At 62.4% G+C, this 14,435-nt stretch carries 10 protein-coding genes; all 10 read left to right on the forward strand.

What is annotated here, in order from left to right; all coding sequences use genetic code 11:
• Positions 1 to 99 precede the first annotated feature (99 nt).
• The 10 genes from ACXZ1M_RS20165 (at position 100) to infB (ending at position 14,388) form a co-directional block, all read left to right on the forward strand.
• Positions 100 to 1,038: an ABC transporter permease gene (locus ACXZ1M_RS20165; RefSeq protein WP_459049417.1), complete on the forward strand. Its 939-nt coding sequence runs from the start codon at positions 100 to 102 to the stop codon at positions 1,036 to 1,038.
• A complete protein-coding gene (locus ACXZ1M_RS20170; RefSeq protein WP_459049418.1) occupies positions 1,035 to 2,048 on the forward strand; it encodes an ABC transporter permease in 1,014 nt (337 codons plus the stop codon). Before ACXZ1M_RS20165 ends, ACXZ1M_RS20170 begins: the two co-directional genes overlap by 4 nt.
• Positions 2,045 to 3,715 carry an ABC transporter ATP-binding protein gene (locus ACXZ1M_RS20175; protein ID WP_459049419.1) on the forward strand — a complete coding sequence of 557 codons (1,671 nt, stop codon included), beginning with the start codon at positions 2,045 to 2,047 and terminating at the stop codon, positions 3,713 to 3,715. The genes ACXZ1M_RS20170 and ACXZ1M_RS20175 overlap by 4 nt, the downstream gene beginning before the upstream one ends.
• Before the next feature lie 25 nt (positions 3,716 to 3,740).
• Positions 3,741 to 4,697 carry a VTT domain-containing protein gene (locus tag ACXZ1M_RS20180; RefSeq protein WP_459049420.1) on the forward strand — a complete coding sequence of 319 codons (957 nt, stop codon included), beginning with the start codon at positions 3,741 to 3,743 and terminating at the stop codon, positions 4,695 to 4,697.
• Between the two features lie 195 nt (positions 4,698 to 4,892).
• A complete protein-coding gene (locus tag ACXZ1M_RS20185; protein ID WP_459049421.1) occupies positions 4,893 to 5,918 on the forward strand; it encodes a glucokinase in 1,026 nt (341 codons plus the stop codon).
• A gap of 255 nt (positions 5,919 to 6,173) precedes the next feature.
• A complete protein-coding gene (scpB, locus tag ACXZ1M_RS20190; protein WP_459049422.1) occupies positions 6,174 to 6,896 on the forward strand; it encodes an SMC-Scp complex subunit ScpB in 723 nt (240 codons plus the stop codon).
• Entirely contained in the window at positions 6,883 to 9,180 is a 2,298-nt protein-coding gene (locus ACXZ1M_RS20195) for a pseudouridine synthase (protein ID WP_459049423.1), read from the forward strand. Before scpB ends, ACXZ1M_RS20195 begins: the two co-directional genes overlap by 14 nt.
• A gap of 240 nt (positions 9,181 to 9,420) precedes the next feature.
• Positions 9,421 to 9,909 carry a ribosome maturation factor RimP gene (gene rimP, locus ACXZ1M_RS20200; protein ID WP_459049424.1) on the forward strand — a complete coding sequence of 163 codons (489 nt, stop codon included), beginning with the start codon at positions 9,421 to 9,423 and terminating at the stop codon, positions 9,907 to 9,909.
• The gene (gene nusA / locus ACXZ1M_RS20205) at positions 9,906 to 11,471 is read left to right on the forward strand and encodes a transcription termination factor NusA (protein ID WP_459049425.1); all 1,566 of its coding nucleotides are present in this window, start codon (positions 9,906 to 9,908) and stop codon (positions 11,469 to 11,471) included. Before rimP ends, nusA begins: the two co-directional genes overlap by 4 nt.
• A 46-nt stretch (positions 11,472 to 11,517) precedes the next feature.
• Positions 11,518 to 14,388 (forward strand): translation initiation factor IF-2, encoded by a 2,871-nt coding sequence (gene infB, locus ACXZ1M_RS20210; protein WP_459049426.1) that lies wholly within the window; start codon positions 11,518 to 11,520, stop codon positions 14,386 to 14,388.
• The last annotated feature ends 47 nt before the right edge of the window (positions 14,389 to 14,435 follow it).

A 14,435-nucleotide genomic window follows, 5' to 3' on the forward strand; every position in this document is an offset into this window, starting at 1 on the left:
TGCTATTGCATTAATTATATTTAGTTAAGTTTGCAATTCGGGCTAATCTTCCTGCCAAGCAAAAAGTGCGGTATTGTTAATCCACTTCAAGGGATAAAGATGCTGGCTTATAGTGTGCGCCGCCTGTGGCAGATGCTGCCGACCATGCTGGGTGTGGTGGTGCTGGTGTTCGTGCTGTTTAACTGGGTGGGTGGTGATCCGGCCTATATTTTGGCCGGCAAGATGGCCGACGCCGACAGCATCGCCAATATCCGCCGCCAGTTGGGCGTCGATCGGCCGATTTATGTGCAGTTGTGGATCTTTATCCAGCAGATCGCCACCGGCGATTTCGGCCTGAGCTGGGCGACTAGCGAGCCGGTGTCCCATATCATTGCCACGCGACTGGGACCGTCGCTGACGGTGCTGGTGCCGTTGACGCTGCTTGAAACCGTGATCGGTATTGCACTGGCCTTGGCGGTGGCTTTCGTGCGCGGTTCCTTGACCGACAGGGTGGTGATGATCGCCTGCACGGTGGGCATGTCGGTCAGCATTCTGGTGTACATCATTGCGTTTCAATATGGGCTGGCGTATCGGCTGGGCTGGTTTCCGGTGCAGGGCTGGGGCGAGCATGTCGGTGAGAACCTGTTGCGCTATGCGGCCTTGCCGATCCTGATCGGCCTGGCGGTATCGATCGCGCCGACCTTGCGGCTGTTCCGCAGTTTCGTGCTGGATGAGGTGGGGCAAGATTATGTGCGTACCGCGCGCGCCAAGGGCCTGAGCGAGCGGCGCGTGATGTGGGTGCATGTGCTGCGCAATGCGGCCATTCCGATCCTGACGCATGTGATGTCGAATCTGCCGGCCTTGCTGATTGGTGCGTTCCTGCTGGAGCGGTTCTTCGGCATTCCCGGCATCGGGCGCGAGGTGATTCTGGCGGTGGAGCGTAGCGATTTTCCGGTGATTAAGGCGATTACGGTCTACGTGGCGGCGGCTACCATGGTGTTCAATCTGCTGACCGATCTGCTGTATCAGGCGGTGGATCCAAGGGTGAAGCTGGCATGAGGGCGCAGGGCTTGTGGGCTTTGGCGTGGCGACGCTTGCGCGCGGATCGGGTGGCGATGTGGTCGCTGGCCGTGGTGGTGGCGTTTCTGGTGCTCGTGGTGCTGTCGGCCACCGGACTGGTTGCGGCCGATTGGGAGGCGGAAGTCGGCGTGAGCTACGCGCCGCCGACGTTTGCCGCCGCCACCCCGGCCGCCACCGCTTCGGCGGGCCTCCCGGCTGCTGCTTCCGCGCAGGCCTTGCCAGACAATCCTTTCGATCCCATCGCCGACGACATACGTGCGCTGCGCGCCGGCCGCGGCATGGGCGCGGAGCAGGTCGCGGCACGGCAGCCGACCCTGCCGTTCGGCGCCGACAAATGGGGCCACGACGTCATCAAGAAAACTATCAAGGCCGGCGAGACCTCCATCGTGGTCGGTCTGGTGGCCGCCTCGCTGGCAGTCGGGCTGGGCGTCCTGTTCGGCGCGCTGTCCGGCTATTGCGGCGGCGTGGTCGACGATTTCTTCACCTGGTTCTACAGCGTCTTCACGGCCATTCCCTCCGTGCTGATGATCCTGGCCGTGGCGGCCGTGCTGCAGCAGAAGGGCGTGCTGACCATCGTGCTGATCCTCGGCCTGACCGGCTGGACCGGCCCCTACCGCCTGATCCGCTCCGAGTACATCCGCCACAAGGCGCGCGAGTACGTGCTGGCCGCCGACGCCATCGGCGCCTCCCACTGGCGCCGCATGTTCAGCCATATTTTCCCGAACGTCAGCCACGTGGCGCTGGTGCAGCTGTCGATCCTGGTGGTCGGCTTTATCAAGGCCGAGGTCATCCTGAGCTTCCTCGGCTTCGGCGTGCCGGTCGGTGTGGTGTCATGGGGCAGCATACTGAACGAAGCGCAGGGCGAACTCATCCTCGGACGATGGTGGCAACTGAGCGCCGCCACCATCGCCATGGCGCTGCTGGTGACGGCCTTCTCCTTATTCACCGACGCCCTGCGCGACGCCCTCGACCCCAAGGTGAAGCAATGACATTACTGGACGTCCGCAACCTCCGCATCGCCTTCCGGGGCGAGCGCAACACCACCAGCGAGGCGGTCAAAGGCATCAGCTTTACCGTGCCGCGCAACGCCACCGTGGCGCTGGTGGGCGAGTCGGGCAGTGGCAAGTCGGTCAGCTCGCTGGCTGTGATGGGGCTGCTCGACCCGGCGGCGGCCATCGTCGATCCGGCCAGCAGCATCCGCTTCGATGGCCGCGAGTTGCTGGCGCTGGACGGCAAGGCACGCCGCGCGCTGTGCGGCAAGGACATCGCCATGATTTTCCAGGAGCCGATGTCGTCGCTGAACCCGGTGTTCACGGTCGGCGCGCAGATCGCCGAGGTGCTCAGGTTGCACCTGAAGATGAGCGCCGCCCAGGCACGCCGCCGCACGCTGGAGTTGCTGGAGGAGGTCGGCCTGCCCGAGCCAGCCGTTCGCATCGACGCTTATCCGAGCCAGCTTTCCGGCGGCCAGCAGCAGCGCGTGATGATCGCCATGGCCATCGCCTGCGAGCCCAAGCTACTGATCGCCGACGAGCCGACCACGGCGCTGGACGTCACCATTCAGAAGCAGATTCTGGAGCTGATCGCGGGCCTGCAAAAGCGGCACGCGATGTCGGTGCTATTTATTACCCACGACCTGGCGCTGGTGGCCGAGATTGCCGATCAGGTGATTGTGATGCGCAACGGCGAAATACGCGAAGCCGGCCTGGCGCGAGAAGTGCTGACCGCGCCCGCCGACGCCTACACCCGTGCGCTGCTGGCGTGTCGGCCGAGGCTGGACGCGCGGCCATGGCGGCTGCCGGTGATTGCCGACTATCTCGATGACGGGGCGCCGACACCGCAGACGCAGCGCCAGCGTGGCTCCCGGCCGGACGACCAGCCGCTGCTGGAAGTGCGCAAGCTGAGCAAAAGCTTCAGCTCGCGCCACGGCTGGTTCGGCAGGCGCGAGTTCCACGCCGTCAAGGACGTCTCGTTCACGCTGGCGCGCGGCAAGACCCTCGGCGTGGTGGGCGAATCCGGCTCCGGTAAAACCACCGTTGGCCTGACCCTGCTGCGGCTGCACCAGGCCACCAGCGGCAGCGTGCTGTTCGAAGGCCGCGACCTGCTCGCCATGCCGGCACGCGAATTCCAGGCCTACAAGCGGCGCATCCAGATCATCTTCCAGAATCCCTACGCCGCGCTCAACCCGCGCTTCACCGTCGGCGACATCCTGCTGGAACCGATGCGCATCCACCGCATCGGCGCCGACGACCGCGAGCGCACCGCCATGGCGCTGGCGCTGCTGGACAAAGTCGGCCTGCCGGCGTCCGCCCTCCATCGCTACCCGCACGAGTTCTCCGGCGGCCAGCGGCAACGCATCGCCATCGCCCGCTGCCTGGCCCTGCAGCCGGAAATCCTGGTGTGCGACGAATCGGTCTCCGCGCTGGACGTGTCGGTGCAAGCCCAGGTGCTCAACCTTTTGAAGGATTTACAGGACGAGCTCGGCCTGTCATACATCTTTATTTCGCACGACCTGTCGGTAGTGAAGTACATGGCCGATCAAGTGATGGTGATGCGTCAAGGCGGAGTGGTGGAAATGGCCGATGCGGACGAGCTGTACCGCAACCCGCAGCAGCCCTACACCAAGGCCTTGCTGGCGGCCATCCCGCAAAGCGGTTAAGCGATTTTTAAGTTAAGATATCTGTATGGCGAATTTAATCCTCCTGCTTCAAGAATATGGCGTACTGATCGTGTTTGCGATCGTGCTGATCGAGCAGATCGGCATGCCGATTCCTGCCTTCCCGGTACTGATCGTGGCCGGCGCCATGTCGGTGGATGGCGGCAGTCACTGGTCTGCGGTGCTGGCGGTGGCCATGCTGGCCTGCCTCATCAGCGACAGTTTCTGGTTCCGCGCAGGGCGCTTCTATGGCAAGCGCATCCTCAAGCTGCTGTGCAAAATTTCGCTGTCGCCCGACTACTGCGTCAGCCAGACCGAAGACAACTTCAACCGCTGGGGACCGAAGGCGCTGATCGTCGCCAAATTCATTCCGGGCTTTAACGTCATCGCGCCGCCGCTGGCCGGCGCCATGGGCACCAGCCGCAATAAATTCCTGTGCTTCAGCGTGATGGGCAGCTTCCTGTGGGCCGGCACCGGCATCGCCATCGGTTCCTTCTTCCATACCAGCGTGGACCAGCTGCTCGATATCCTGAGCACCATGGGCACCACCGCGCTGATCGTGCTGGGTGTGCTGCTGGCCCTGTTCGTGGCATTCAAATATGTGGAGCGCAAGCGGTTCCGCCAGTCGGTGGAAATCGAACGCATCACCGTCGACGACTTGAAAGGGCTGCTGGAGCAGGGGCAGGAGCCGGTGCTGGTGGATGCGCGCAGCGTCACCGCGCAAATGCTGGATCCGGCCGTGCCGGGCGCGCTGCTGTTCAACGGCGGCGATCCGACGGTCGACCTGATCTCGCTGGACAAGGGTCGCCACATCATCGTTTATTGCAGCTGCCCGAACGACGTCACCGCCGCCCATGTGGCCAAGGCGCTGATCGGCAAGGGTTACCACCGCGCCCGTCCGCTACACGGCGGGCTGGAGGCATGGAACGCGGCGTTCCGTCCCGGCGAGGAGAATCTGCGCGAAGACCACGCCGCTTCCGCCTGAATTATCGCGCCGCTTTTGCGGCGCTTTTTCAGGCGATGATTGGAATCGTTTCCATATTAAAATGGGTAGTCATACTACGGAGCAAACATCTCGTATTGCAAACTTGTGTGGCAAACTGTACTAAAACTACAAACTCCGCTTGCCTGTCATAGGCAATATACTTTAAGCTTAGGCCTCAACTAATTTCGATCCATCATGACAGCTCAGTCCGTACAAACGCCTCCCTCCCTGACCACCGTCTTCCCTGGTGGCCCGCGTCTGCTGGCGGACATCGGCGGCACCAATGCGCGCTTTGCGCTGGAAACCGCTCCGGGCACGATTGAAGCGATCGAAGTGCTGGCCTGCGCCGCCTACCCGACCTTGGCCGCCGCCCTGGTCGCGTATCTAGCCTCGCCAACCGTCGCCCAGGCCGGCGTTACCGGCATCCGGAATGGCGCCATTGCGATTGCCAATCCGGTCACCGGCGACATGGTGCGCATGACCAACCACCACTGGGCATTCTCGATCGAGGCGCTGCGCCGCGAAGTCAATTTCGACACCCTGGTGGTGGTGAACGACTTTACCGCGCTGGCCAGCTCGCTGCCGCAGTTGTCGGCAACGCAGAAACACCAGGTGGGTGGTGGCGTCGGCATTCCCGACACGCCGCTGGGCCTGATCGGCGCGGGCACGGGTCTCGGTGTTTCCGGCCTGATTCCAGGCAAGGATGGCTGGACCGCGCTGCTGAGCGAGGGCGGCCACGTGACGTTCTCGCCGGCCAATGCCACCGAAGTGGCGATCCTGCAGTTCGCCTGGAAAGAATTCGAACACGTTTCGGCTGAGCGCCTGATGTCCGGCGCCGGTATCGAACTGATCTATCGCGCACTGGCCGACCACACCGGCCAGGCGGCTGAAAAGCTGAGCGCCGCCGAGATCTCGCGCCGCGCGCTGAGCGGTGAATGCAAGCTGTGCGACGAAGTCATCGAGGCCTTCTGCTGCATGCTGGGCACCATCGCCGGTAATATTGCCGTGACCTTGGGTGCGCAGGGCGGCATCTATATAGGTGGCGGCATCGTGCCGAAACTGGGTGACCGTTTCGACCGTTCCGGCTTCCGTGCACGCTTTGAAGCCAAGGGTCGTTTCGACAAATATCTGGCCGCCGTGCCGACTTGGGTGATCACCGCCGAGTACCCGGCCTTCGTTGGCGTTTCGGCAATTTTATCCGACAGGCTTTCCGCAGCGTAAGTTGAGTTACTGAGTCAGTTACATTTCAATGACAGCGAAATGCGCGTTTTGTGCTTTTATCAGGTACAATTCGCGGTGTTGAATGAAACGTCTGGCTTCCTGCCCACGTTTCACGTAGAAAGCAGCGGTCTTGGCCGCTGTCGGCATGTCCCTCTCTCCCGCCAGGTGCGCATAGACCTTGGCGTCGGAAAAGCAGCTTCAGCGAGTACTCCCACCAGCCTCACTGAATGTGATTGATTTCTTTCGATTTTGCTTATGGATAATCTTGAGGCTAAAAAAGTCCTCGAAACCGCCTTGCTATGCGCTCGTGAGCCGTTGTCGATTCACAGTCTGAAAAAGCTGTTTGTCGAGCTGGATGACCAGGACCGGCCGCGCGGCCCCGGCGTAGGCGCCGATACGATCAAGGAATTGCTGGAAGAACTGCGGCTCGATTGGGCCGGCAAGGGCGTTGAAGTCATCAGCCTGTCGACCGGCTGGCGCCTCCAGAGCCGCCCCGAGATGAAGCTGTATCTGGAGCGAATGAATCCGGAAAAGCCGCCCAGGTATTCGCGGGCCACGCTGGAAACGCTGGCGATCATCGCGTATCGCCAACCGGTAACGCGCGGCGATATCGAGGAGATACGCGGCGTCGCCGTCAATTCGCAGACGATCAAGATGCTGGAAGACCGTGGCTGGGTGGACGCCATCGGTTACCGCGATGTGGTTGGCCGCCCGGCCTTGCTGGGCACGACCAAGCAGTTTTTGGATGATTTGGGATTGAATTCGCTGTCCCAGTTGCCGCCGTTGCAGCAAATCAGCGATGGTCAGAACGCCATGGAAACCCTGGAAGCGGCTCTGCAAGAGAACTTTGAAAAAGCCGCGCAGCAGGACCATGCTGAGCAAGCCACCGAGCAAGATATTGAGCACGAAACAGGCCCCGCGCCAGATTTAACGGTTGACGCTGAGCACAACCAAGAAACGAATAATGAACAAACCTAATACCCCAGAGACTGTCAACGACGCCACCGCTCCTGAAGTGGCCGCCAAGCCCAAGCGCCGCACCAAAGCCCAGATCGAAGCTGCAGGCGAGGCGTCCGCGCCGGCCGCAGCCCCGGCTGATGACGCACCGGTCGCCAAGCCGAAGCGCAAGACCAAGGCTGCAGCCGAAGGCGAGGCGATTACGCCAGCCGCCGACGCTCCAGTCGCAGTGAAGAAACCGCGCGCCAAGAAGGCCGACGCAGTTGCAGTTGCTGCCGATGCGCCAGCGCCAAGCGCCGCACCGGTGGTTGCTGCAGCTGCCGAAACGCCTGCCGCCAAGCCGGTCAAGCCGCGCGCCAAGAAGGCTGCGCCAGCCGCCGAGCCGGTTGCAGCAGTGGCCGGCGATGCGCCTGCCGCAGTAGCACCTGCCGCAGCCGATGCCGCAGCGCCAGCCGCCGGCGAGCGTGGCGAACGTCAACAGCGTCCGCGCGGTCCGCGTCAGATGCGTGAGCAACGCGCACTGCGCGAAGCCAGCATGCCGCGTCCTGAGCCTGTCGCAGCTGTCGAGGGTGGCGAAAGCGCCGCCGCACCAGCGGAAGAGGGCGCAGCGCCAGTGGTTCTCGGCCGCGACGGCAAGCCGCGCCACGAGCGCACCGGTCCGCGCAATGATCAGCGCAACGGCAAGCCGGCGCATGCCGGCAAAGGCAAGAACGGCAGGCCGCGCAACGGCCAGAACGCCGGCGGCAAAGGCAACGATGCCGACGCCGCGTTCTCCTACGTCACCTCGGACGCCTTCGACAGCGAAGACGGCAAGGGCCGCCAGCCGGCCAAGGCCGTGCGCCGCGACCTGACCTCGGACGACGACGCGCCAAAACTGCACAAGGTGCTGGCCGAAGCCGGTCTCGGTTCGCGCCGCGACATGGAAGACCTGATCGTTGCCGGCCGCGTGTCGGTCAACGGCGAGCCGGCCCACATCGGCCAGCGCATCCTGCCGACCGATGCCGTGCGCATCAATGGCAAGCTGATCCAGCGCCGCGTGAGCAAGAAGCCGCCACGCGTGCTGGTCTATCACAAGCCAGCCGGCGAGATCGTCTCCATGGACGATCCGGATGGCCGTCCATCGGTGTTCGACCGCCTGCCGACCATGAAGGCCGGCAAATGGCTGGCCGTTGGCCGCCTGGACTTCAACACCGAAGGCCTGCTGTTGTTTACCACTTCCGGTGACCTGGCCAACCGCCTGATGCACCCGCGCTACGGCATCGACCGTGAATACGCGGTGCGCACCCTGGGCGAGCTGGAAGAGGGCATGCGTCAGAAGCTGTTGGCCGGCGTTGAGCTGGAAGACGGCGTGGCGCAGTTTTCCAAGATCGCCGACGGCGGCGGCGAAGGCATCAACAAGTGGTACCGCGTGATCATCGGCGAAGGCCGTAACCGCGAGGTGCGCCGCATGTTCGAGGCCATCGGCCTGACCGTGTCGCGCCTGATTCGTACCCGTTACGGTGCGATGACCCTGCCAAGCAGCCTGAAACGCGGCCGTTGGGAAGAAATGGAAGAAAATGCAGTGCGCGGCCTGATGGCGGCGTACAGCATCGAGAAAAAAGGCGGCGCCGACGCGCCTGCGCCGGCAACTGCTGCGGTAGGCGCCGGCGGTGCTGCGCGCGGCAAAGGTCAGCAGCAAGCCAAGCCGGCCCAGAACAAAGGTCCGGAAAAGCGCGGCCGCAATGCCAATGGTCCGGTGTACGCCGAGCGCGGCAACCAGCGTGACGAGCGCGACTTCGACGATGATGACGAAGACGACGAAAACGAGCCGAACTTCAATCGTGCCGACACCAGCAACGCCAATGCGCTGCCATTCGCCAAGCAGCCGCGCGGCAATGGCCGTGGCCAGGGTGGTTTCGGCGGTGGTAACGGTGGTGGCGGTGGCGCCGGCAACCGTGGCGGCAAAGGCCGTCCGGGTGGTCCAGGCGGTGCCGGCGGCCAGGGTTCGACGTCCAGCCGTCCGGGCGGTCGCCCGCAAGGTATTGGTGCTTATGCCGGCGGTCGTCCGCTGGGCGAAGCTCCAGGTCCGCGCGCGCAGGGCCAGGGTGGTCGTCCGCAAGGTCAGGGCGGCCAGGGTGGTCAAGGTGGTCAAGGCCAGGGTCAAGGTCGTAGCCAGCAGTCCAAGGGCCCGGCCCGTGGTCCGCGCCAGCCTGATCCGCTGCAGACGACCTTCGGTTTCGGCGCTGCCGGTGGTGCGCCGCGTCGCGGTCAGCCGCCGCGTGGTGGTGCTGCCGATCACGGCATGCCGCGTCGTCGCAAGGGCTAAATTAAAGTATCTTTGACCTTGTTGTAAGTCTGCCATGCCGCCCGTGCGGCGTTGCGGCAAACTTCATATAAGGTTATAATATCCAGCCTAGTAGAAGTTCCAGTTTGCACAACTGCTCCGGAACTCTTCATCTGGCTGGGTGTTTTAGAAAGATGGGCAGATGCCCATTTTTTTTTGTTGAACCGTTTTGATCGGTCTGTTTTTGCAACGCATAAACAGGCCTTGAACTGGAGAATTTTCTTGCAGCTGCTGGAACTGATTGAAAAGACCGTCGCCGGTCTGGGCTACGAGCTGGTTGATGTCGAACGGGCCGAGCGCGGACTGCTGCGCGTGTTTATCGATTTCACCGCCGAAGATGCCGAAGAAAAAGGTCCGATCACCGTAGAAGATTGCGCCACGGTCAGTCACCAATTGTCGCACGTGCTGACGGTCGAGAACGTTCCTTACGAACGCCTCGAAATCTCGTCGCCGGGCCTCGACCGTCCGCTGCGCAAACTCGCGGATTTTGCACGTTTTGCCGGCTGTGAAGTAGTCATTAAACTGCGCACAGCCATGCCGGGTACGAACAACCGGAAATCGTTCACGGGCGTCCTGCTGGAGCCTGAAGGCGAGAATTTGTCGTTGGAATTTGAAAGCAAGGAAGGTCCGGCGCAGTTGGATTTTACGCTCGCCGATGTGGATAAGGCACGCTTGGTGCCGCAGGTGGATTTTAAGGGACGCAAAGCATGAGTCGCGAAGTTTTGTTATTGGTAGACGCGCTGGCGCGTGAGAAGAACGTCGATAAAGATGTCGTTTTCGGCGCACTGGAGTTCGCGTTGGCGCAAGCCACGAAGAAACGTTATGAGGGTGAAGTGGACATCCGCGTTTCGATCGACCGCGAGTCGGGTGAGTTCGAATCCTTCCGCCGCTGGCACGTGGTGCCTGACGAGGCAGGCCTGCAATTGCCGGACCAGGAAATCCTGCACTTCGAAGCCAAAGAACAGATCGCTGACATCGAAGTGGACGACCACATCGAAGAGCCGATTGAATCGGTGGAATTCGGCCGCCGCTTCGCGCAGGACACCAAGCAAGTGGTGCTGCAGCGCGTGCGCGACGCCGAGCGTGAACAGATTCTGGCCGACTTCCTGGAACGCGGCGATTCGCTGGTCACCGGCACCATCAAGCGCATGGAACGTGGCGACGCCATCGTTGAATCGGGCAAGATCGAAGCCCGCCTGCCACGCGACCAGATGATCCCGAAAGAGAACCTGCGTATCGGCGACCGCGTCCGTGCCTACATCCTGCGCGTGGACCGCAATATGCGCGGCCCGCAAGTGATCCTGTCTCGCACCGCGCCGGAATTCATCATGAAGCTGTTCGAACTGGAAGTTCCGGAAATCGAGCAAGGCATGCTGGAAATTAAATCAGCAGCACGCGACGCCGGCGTTCGCGCCAAGATCGCCGTGTACACCGCCGACAAACGCATCGACCCGATCGGCACCTGCGTCGGCATGCGCGGTTCGCGCGTGCAGGCAGTCACCGGTGAACTGGGCGGCGAGCGCGTCGACATCGTGCTGTGGTCGGAAGATCCGGCGCAGTTCGTCATCGGCGCCCTGGCTCCGGCCAACGTGTCCTCGATCGTCGTCGACGAAGAGAAGCACGCCATGGACGTGGTGGTGGACGAAGAAAACCTGGCGATCGCCATCGGCCGCTCCGGCCAGAACGTGCGCCTGGCTTCCGACCTGACCGGCTGGAAGATCAACATCATGACGGCCGAGGAATCGGCCGACAAGGCAGCCCAGGAAACGGCCGCGATCCGCGCCCTGTTCATGGAAAAACTGGACGTCGACCAAGAAGTGGCCGACATCCTGGTGGAAGAAGGCTTTGCCAGCCTGGAAGAAATCGCTTACGTGCCGATCTCCGAAATGCTGGAAATCGAATCGTTCGACGAAGATACCGTCAACGAACTGCGCACCCGCGCCCGTGACGCCCTGGTCACCGAAGCGATCGCTTCGGAAGAAGGCCTGGAAGGCATGGACGAGGCGCTGGTCGGTCTGGAAGGCATGGACCGTATCACCGCCGGCAAGCTGGGCTTGTCTGGTATCAAAACGGTAGAAGCTTTTGCCGCTCTGGCTTATGACGAATTCGGCGCCATTCTGGCTCTGTCGTCCGACCGGGCACGAGCACTGATTACGAGTGAATTTGAAGATGTGACCGACGATGAGATGAAGTTGGTTGACGCGAAATATGATGACCGTGCCAAGGCCCTGCAAGCCAAGGCCTGGAGTCTGACTGAATCCGCAAAGGCTTAATTTGAGTATCTTTATCATCTCCGCGACACATAGAAAAGAGGACTGAATGGCGAGTAACAACGTAGCCCAATTTGCCACCGAACTGAAGATGCCTGCAGATTTGCTGCTGACGCAGCTGCGTTCTGCCGGCGTCGAAAAAAGTTCGACGTCAGATCCATTGTCGAAAGATGATAAGGATAAGCTACTCGATCACCTGCGCCGTACCCACGGCGCCGGTGCTGAAGAGAAGAAAAAGATTACGCTGACGCGCAAGGAAACCACCGAGATCAAGCAGGCCGATGCCAATGGCAAGGCCCGCACGATTCAGGTCGCCGTCAAGAAAACCCGCACCTTCGTCCAGCGCGACGAGCCGGTGGCCGCCGCCCCTGCCGCTCCGGCAGCACCGGTGATCGACCCGGCTGAAGTTGCACGCCGCGAAGAAGAAGTGCGTAAGCAAGCGGAACTGATCGCACGTCAGGAAGCGGAACTGCGCGAGAAGCAGGAACGCCTGGCCAAGCTGGAAGCCGACAAGGCCGCGCAGGACAAGGCTACGGCCGAAGCCGCCGCAGCAGCCAAGAAGGAAGCCGACGCGGAAGCCAAGAAAGCCGCTGCCGCCAAGGCCGCCGCTGCCGCCGCGCCTGCCGCCGAGCCGGTCGTGCAGACCGCCGACAGCGCTGCCGAGGAAGCCAAGAAAAAAGCCGCCGCCGACGAAGCCAAGAAAAAGGCTGCTGCCGTCGCCAAGGAAGCCGCTGATCAAGCCGCTGCCACGGAGCGCGCACGCCAGGCCGTCGCCGACGAAGTCGCCCAGATCAAGGCCATGATGAACGCGCCACGCCGCGCCATCAAAGCCCCTGAGCCAGCACCGGCACCGGTCAAGCCGAAAGTTGCCGAAGGCACGCTGCACAAGCCGGCCACCGCCGCCAATGCCGCCAATGCCGCCAAGCCAGGCGACAAGAAGCCAGCGGTGGCCGGGGCGGACAAGAAGTCGATCAAATCGGCCAATGTCTCGTCGACCTGGTCGGACGACGCCAAGAAGCGCGGCGCACCGGGCGCACCGAAGGGCCGTTCCGGTCCGGGTTCCTCCACCGGCCGCGACAGCTGGCGTGGTGGCAAGGGCGGTGGTCGCCGTCATCATCAAGCCGATGATCGCGAGACCAACTTCCAGGCCCCGACCGAAGCCGTCATCAAAGACGTGCACGTACCGGAGACCATCACCGTGGCCGAACTGGCGCACAAGATGTCCGTCAAGGCATCCGAGGTCATCAAGCAGCTGATGAAGCTGGGCCAGATGTGCACCATCAACCAGGTGCTGGACCAGGAAACCGCGATGATCGTGGTCGAGGAAATGGGCCACAAAGCCCACCCGGCCGAAATGGACGATCCGGAAGCAATTCTGGCCGACCAGGGCGAGCACGCGCACTTCGAAGCCAAGCCGCGCGCACCGGTGGTCACCGTCATGGGTCACGTCGACCACGGCAAGACCTCGCTGCTGGATTACATCCGCCGCGCCAAAGTGGCGTCGGGCGAAGCTGGTGGCATTACCCAGCACATCGGCGCCTACCACGTGGAAACCCCACGCGGCATCGTCACCTTCCTGGATACGCCGGGTCACGAAGCCTTTACGGCGATGCGTGCCCGCGGTGCGAAAGCCACCGACATCGTGATTCTGGTGGTGGCGGCGGACGACGGCGTGATGCCACAAACCAAGGAAGCGATCGCTCACGCGAAAGCGGCCGGCGTGCCTCTGGTGGTGGCGATCAACAAGATCGACAAACCGGGCGGCAACGTGGACCGTGTCACGCAAGAGCTGGTTGCCGAGAGCGTGGTGCCGGAAGAATACGGTGGCGAATCGCCATTCGTGCCGGTGTCGGCCAAGACCGGCGAAGGCATCGACGCGTTGCTGGAGCAAGTGCTGCTGCAAGCCGAAGTGCTGGAACTGAAAGCACCGATCGATTCCCCGGCCCGTGGCCTGGTGGTTGAAGGTCGCCTGGATAAAGGTAAGGGTCCCGTGGCCACCGTGCTGGTGCAATCCGGTACGCTGCGTCGCGGCGACGTGATCCTGGCGGGTTCCTCGTATGGCCGCGTGCGCGCCATGCTGGACGAGAACGGCAAGCCGATCACCGAAGCCGGCCCATCGATCCCGGTCGAAATCCAGGGTCTGACCGAAGTGCCGCAAGCCGGTGAAGAAGTCATGGTCATGGCCGACGAGCGTAAAGCACGTGAAATCGGTCTGTTCCGTCAAGGTAAGTTCCGCGACGTGAAACTGGCCAAGCAGCAAGCGGCGAAACTGGAAAACATGTTCGACCAGATGGCCGAAGGCGAAGTGAAGAACCTGCCGCTGATCATCAAGACCGACGTGCAGGGTTCGCAGGAAGCGCTGGTTGGCTCGCTGCAGAAACTGTCGACCTCGGAAGTGCGCGTACAGATCGTGCACGCAGCGGTCGGCGGCATCACCGAGTCGGACGTCAACCTGGCGGTGGCCTCGAAAGCGGTCATCATCGGCTTCAACGCCCGTGCCGATGCACAGGCGCGCAAGCTGGCCGAGTCGAACGGCGTGGACATTCGCTACTACAACATCATTTACGATGCGATCGACGAGATCAAGTCGGCGTTGTCGGGCATGTTGGCGCCGGAGAAGCGCGAGACCGTTATCGGTCAGGTCGAAGTACGCCAGGTTATCCTGGTGTCCAAAGTCGGCGCCATCGCCGGCTGCCTGGTTACCGATGGCGTGGTCAAGCGTTCGTCTTCCGTCCGTCTGCTGCGCAACAACATCGTGGTGTGGACCGGCGAGATCGACTCGCTCAAACGCTTCAAGGACGATGCGAAAGAAGTCCGCGCCGGTCTGGAGTGCGGCCTGTCGCTGAAGAACTACAACGACATCCAAGTGGGTGATACGCTGGAAGTGTTCGAAGTGCAGGAAATCGCGCGTACCCTGTAATTTACGGGTAGCACAGCAGTATCTGGTAAAGTGGACGGGCCTTCCCG

The organism is Duganella paludis, from assembly GCF_054461335.1.

Bases quoted from the DNA above. Each gene is read 5' to 3' on its own strand.
- scpB (WP_459049422.1), top strand. From the start codon at position 6,174: ATGGATAATCTTGAGGCTAAAAAAGTCCTCGAAACCGCCTTGCTATGC.
- ACXZ1M_RS20175 (WP_459049419.1), top strand. From the start codon at position 2,045: ATGACATTACTGGACGTCCGCAACCTCCGCATCGCCTTCCGGGGCGAG.
- ACXZ1M_RS20185 (WP_459049421.1), top strand. From the start codon at position 4,893: ATGACAGCTCAGTCCGTACAAACGCCTCCCTCCCTGACCACCGTCTTC.
- ACXZ1M_RS20180 (WP_459049420.1), top strand. From the start codon at position 3,741: ATGGCGAATTTAATCCTCCTGCTTCAAGAATATGGCGTACTGATCGTG.
- ACXZ1M_RS20195 (WP_459049423.1), top strand. From the start codon at position 6,883: ATGAACAAACCTAATACCCCAGAGACTGTCAACGACGCCACCGCTCCT.
- ACXZ1M_RS20165 (WP_459049417.1), top strand. From the start codon at position 100: ATGCTGGCTTATAGTGTGCGCCGCCTGTGGCAGATGCTGCCGACCATG.
- ACXZ1M_RS20170 (WP_459049418.1), top strand. From the start codon at position 1,035: ATGAGGGCGCAGGGCTTGTGGGCTTTGGCGTGGCGACGCTTGCGCGCG.
- nusA (WP_459049425.1), top strand. From the start codon at position 9,906: ATGAGTCGCGAAGTTTTGTTATTGGTAGACGCGCTGGCGCGTGAGAAG.
- infB (WP_459049426.1), top strand. From the start codon at position 11,518: ATGGCGAGTAACAACGTAGCCCAATTTGCCACCGAACTGAAGATGCCT.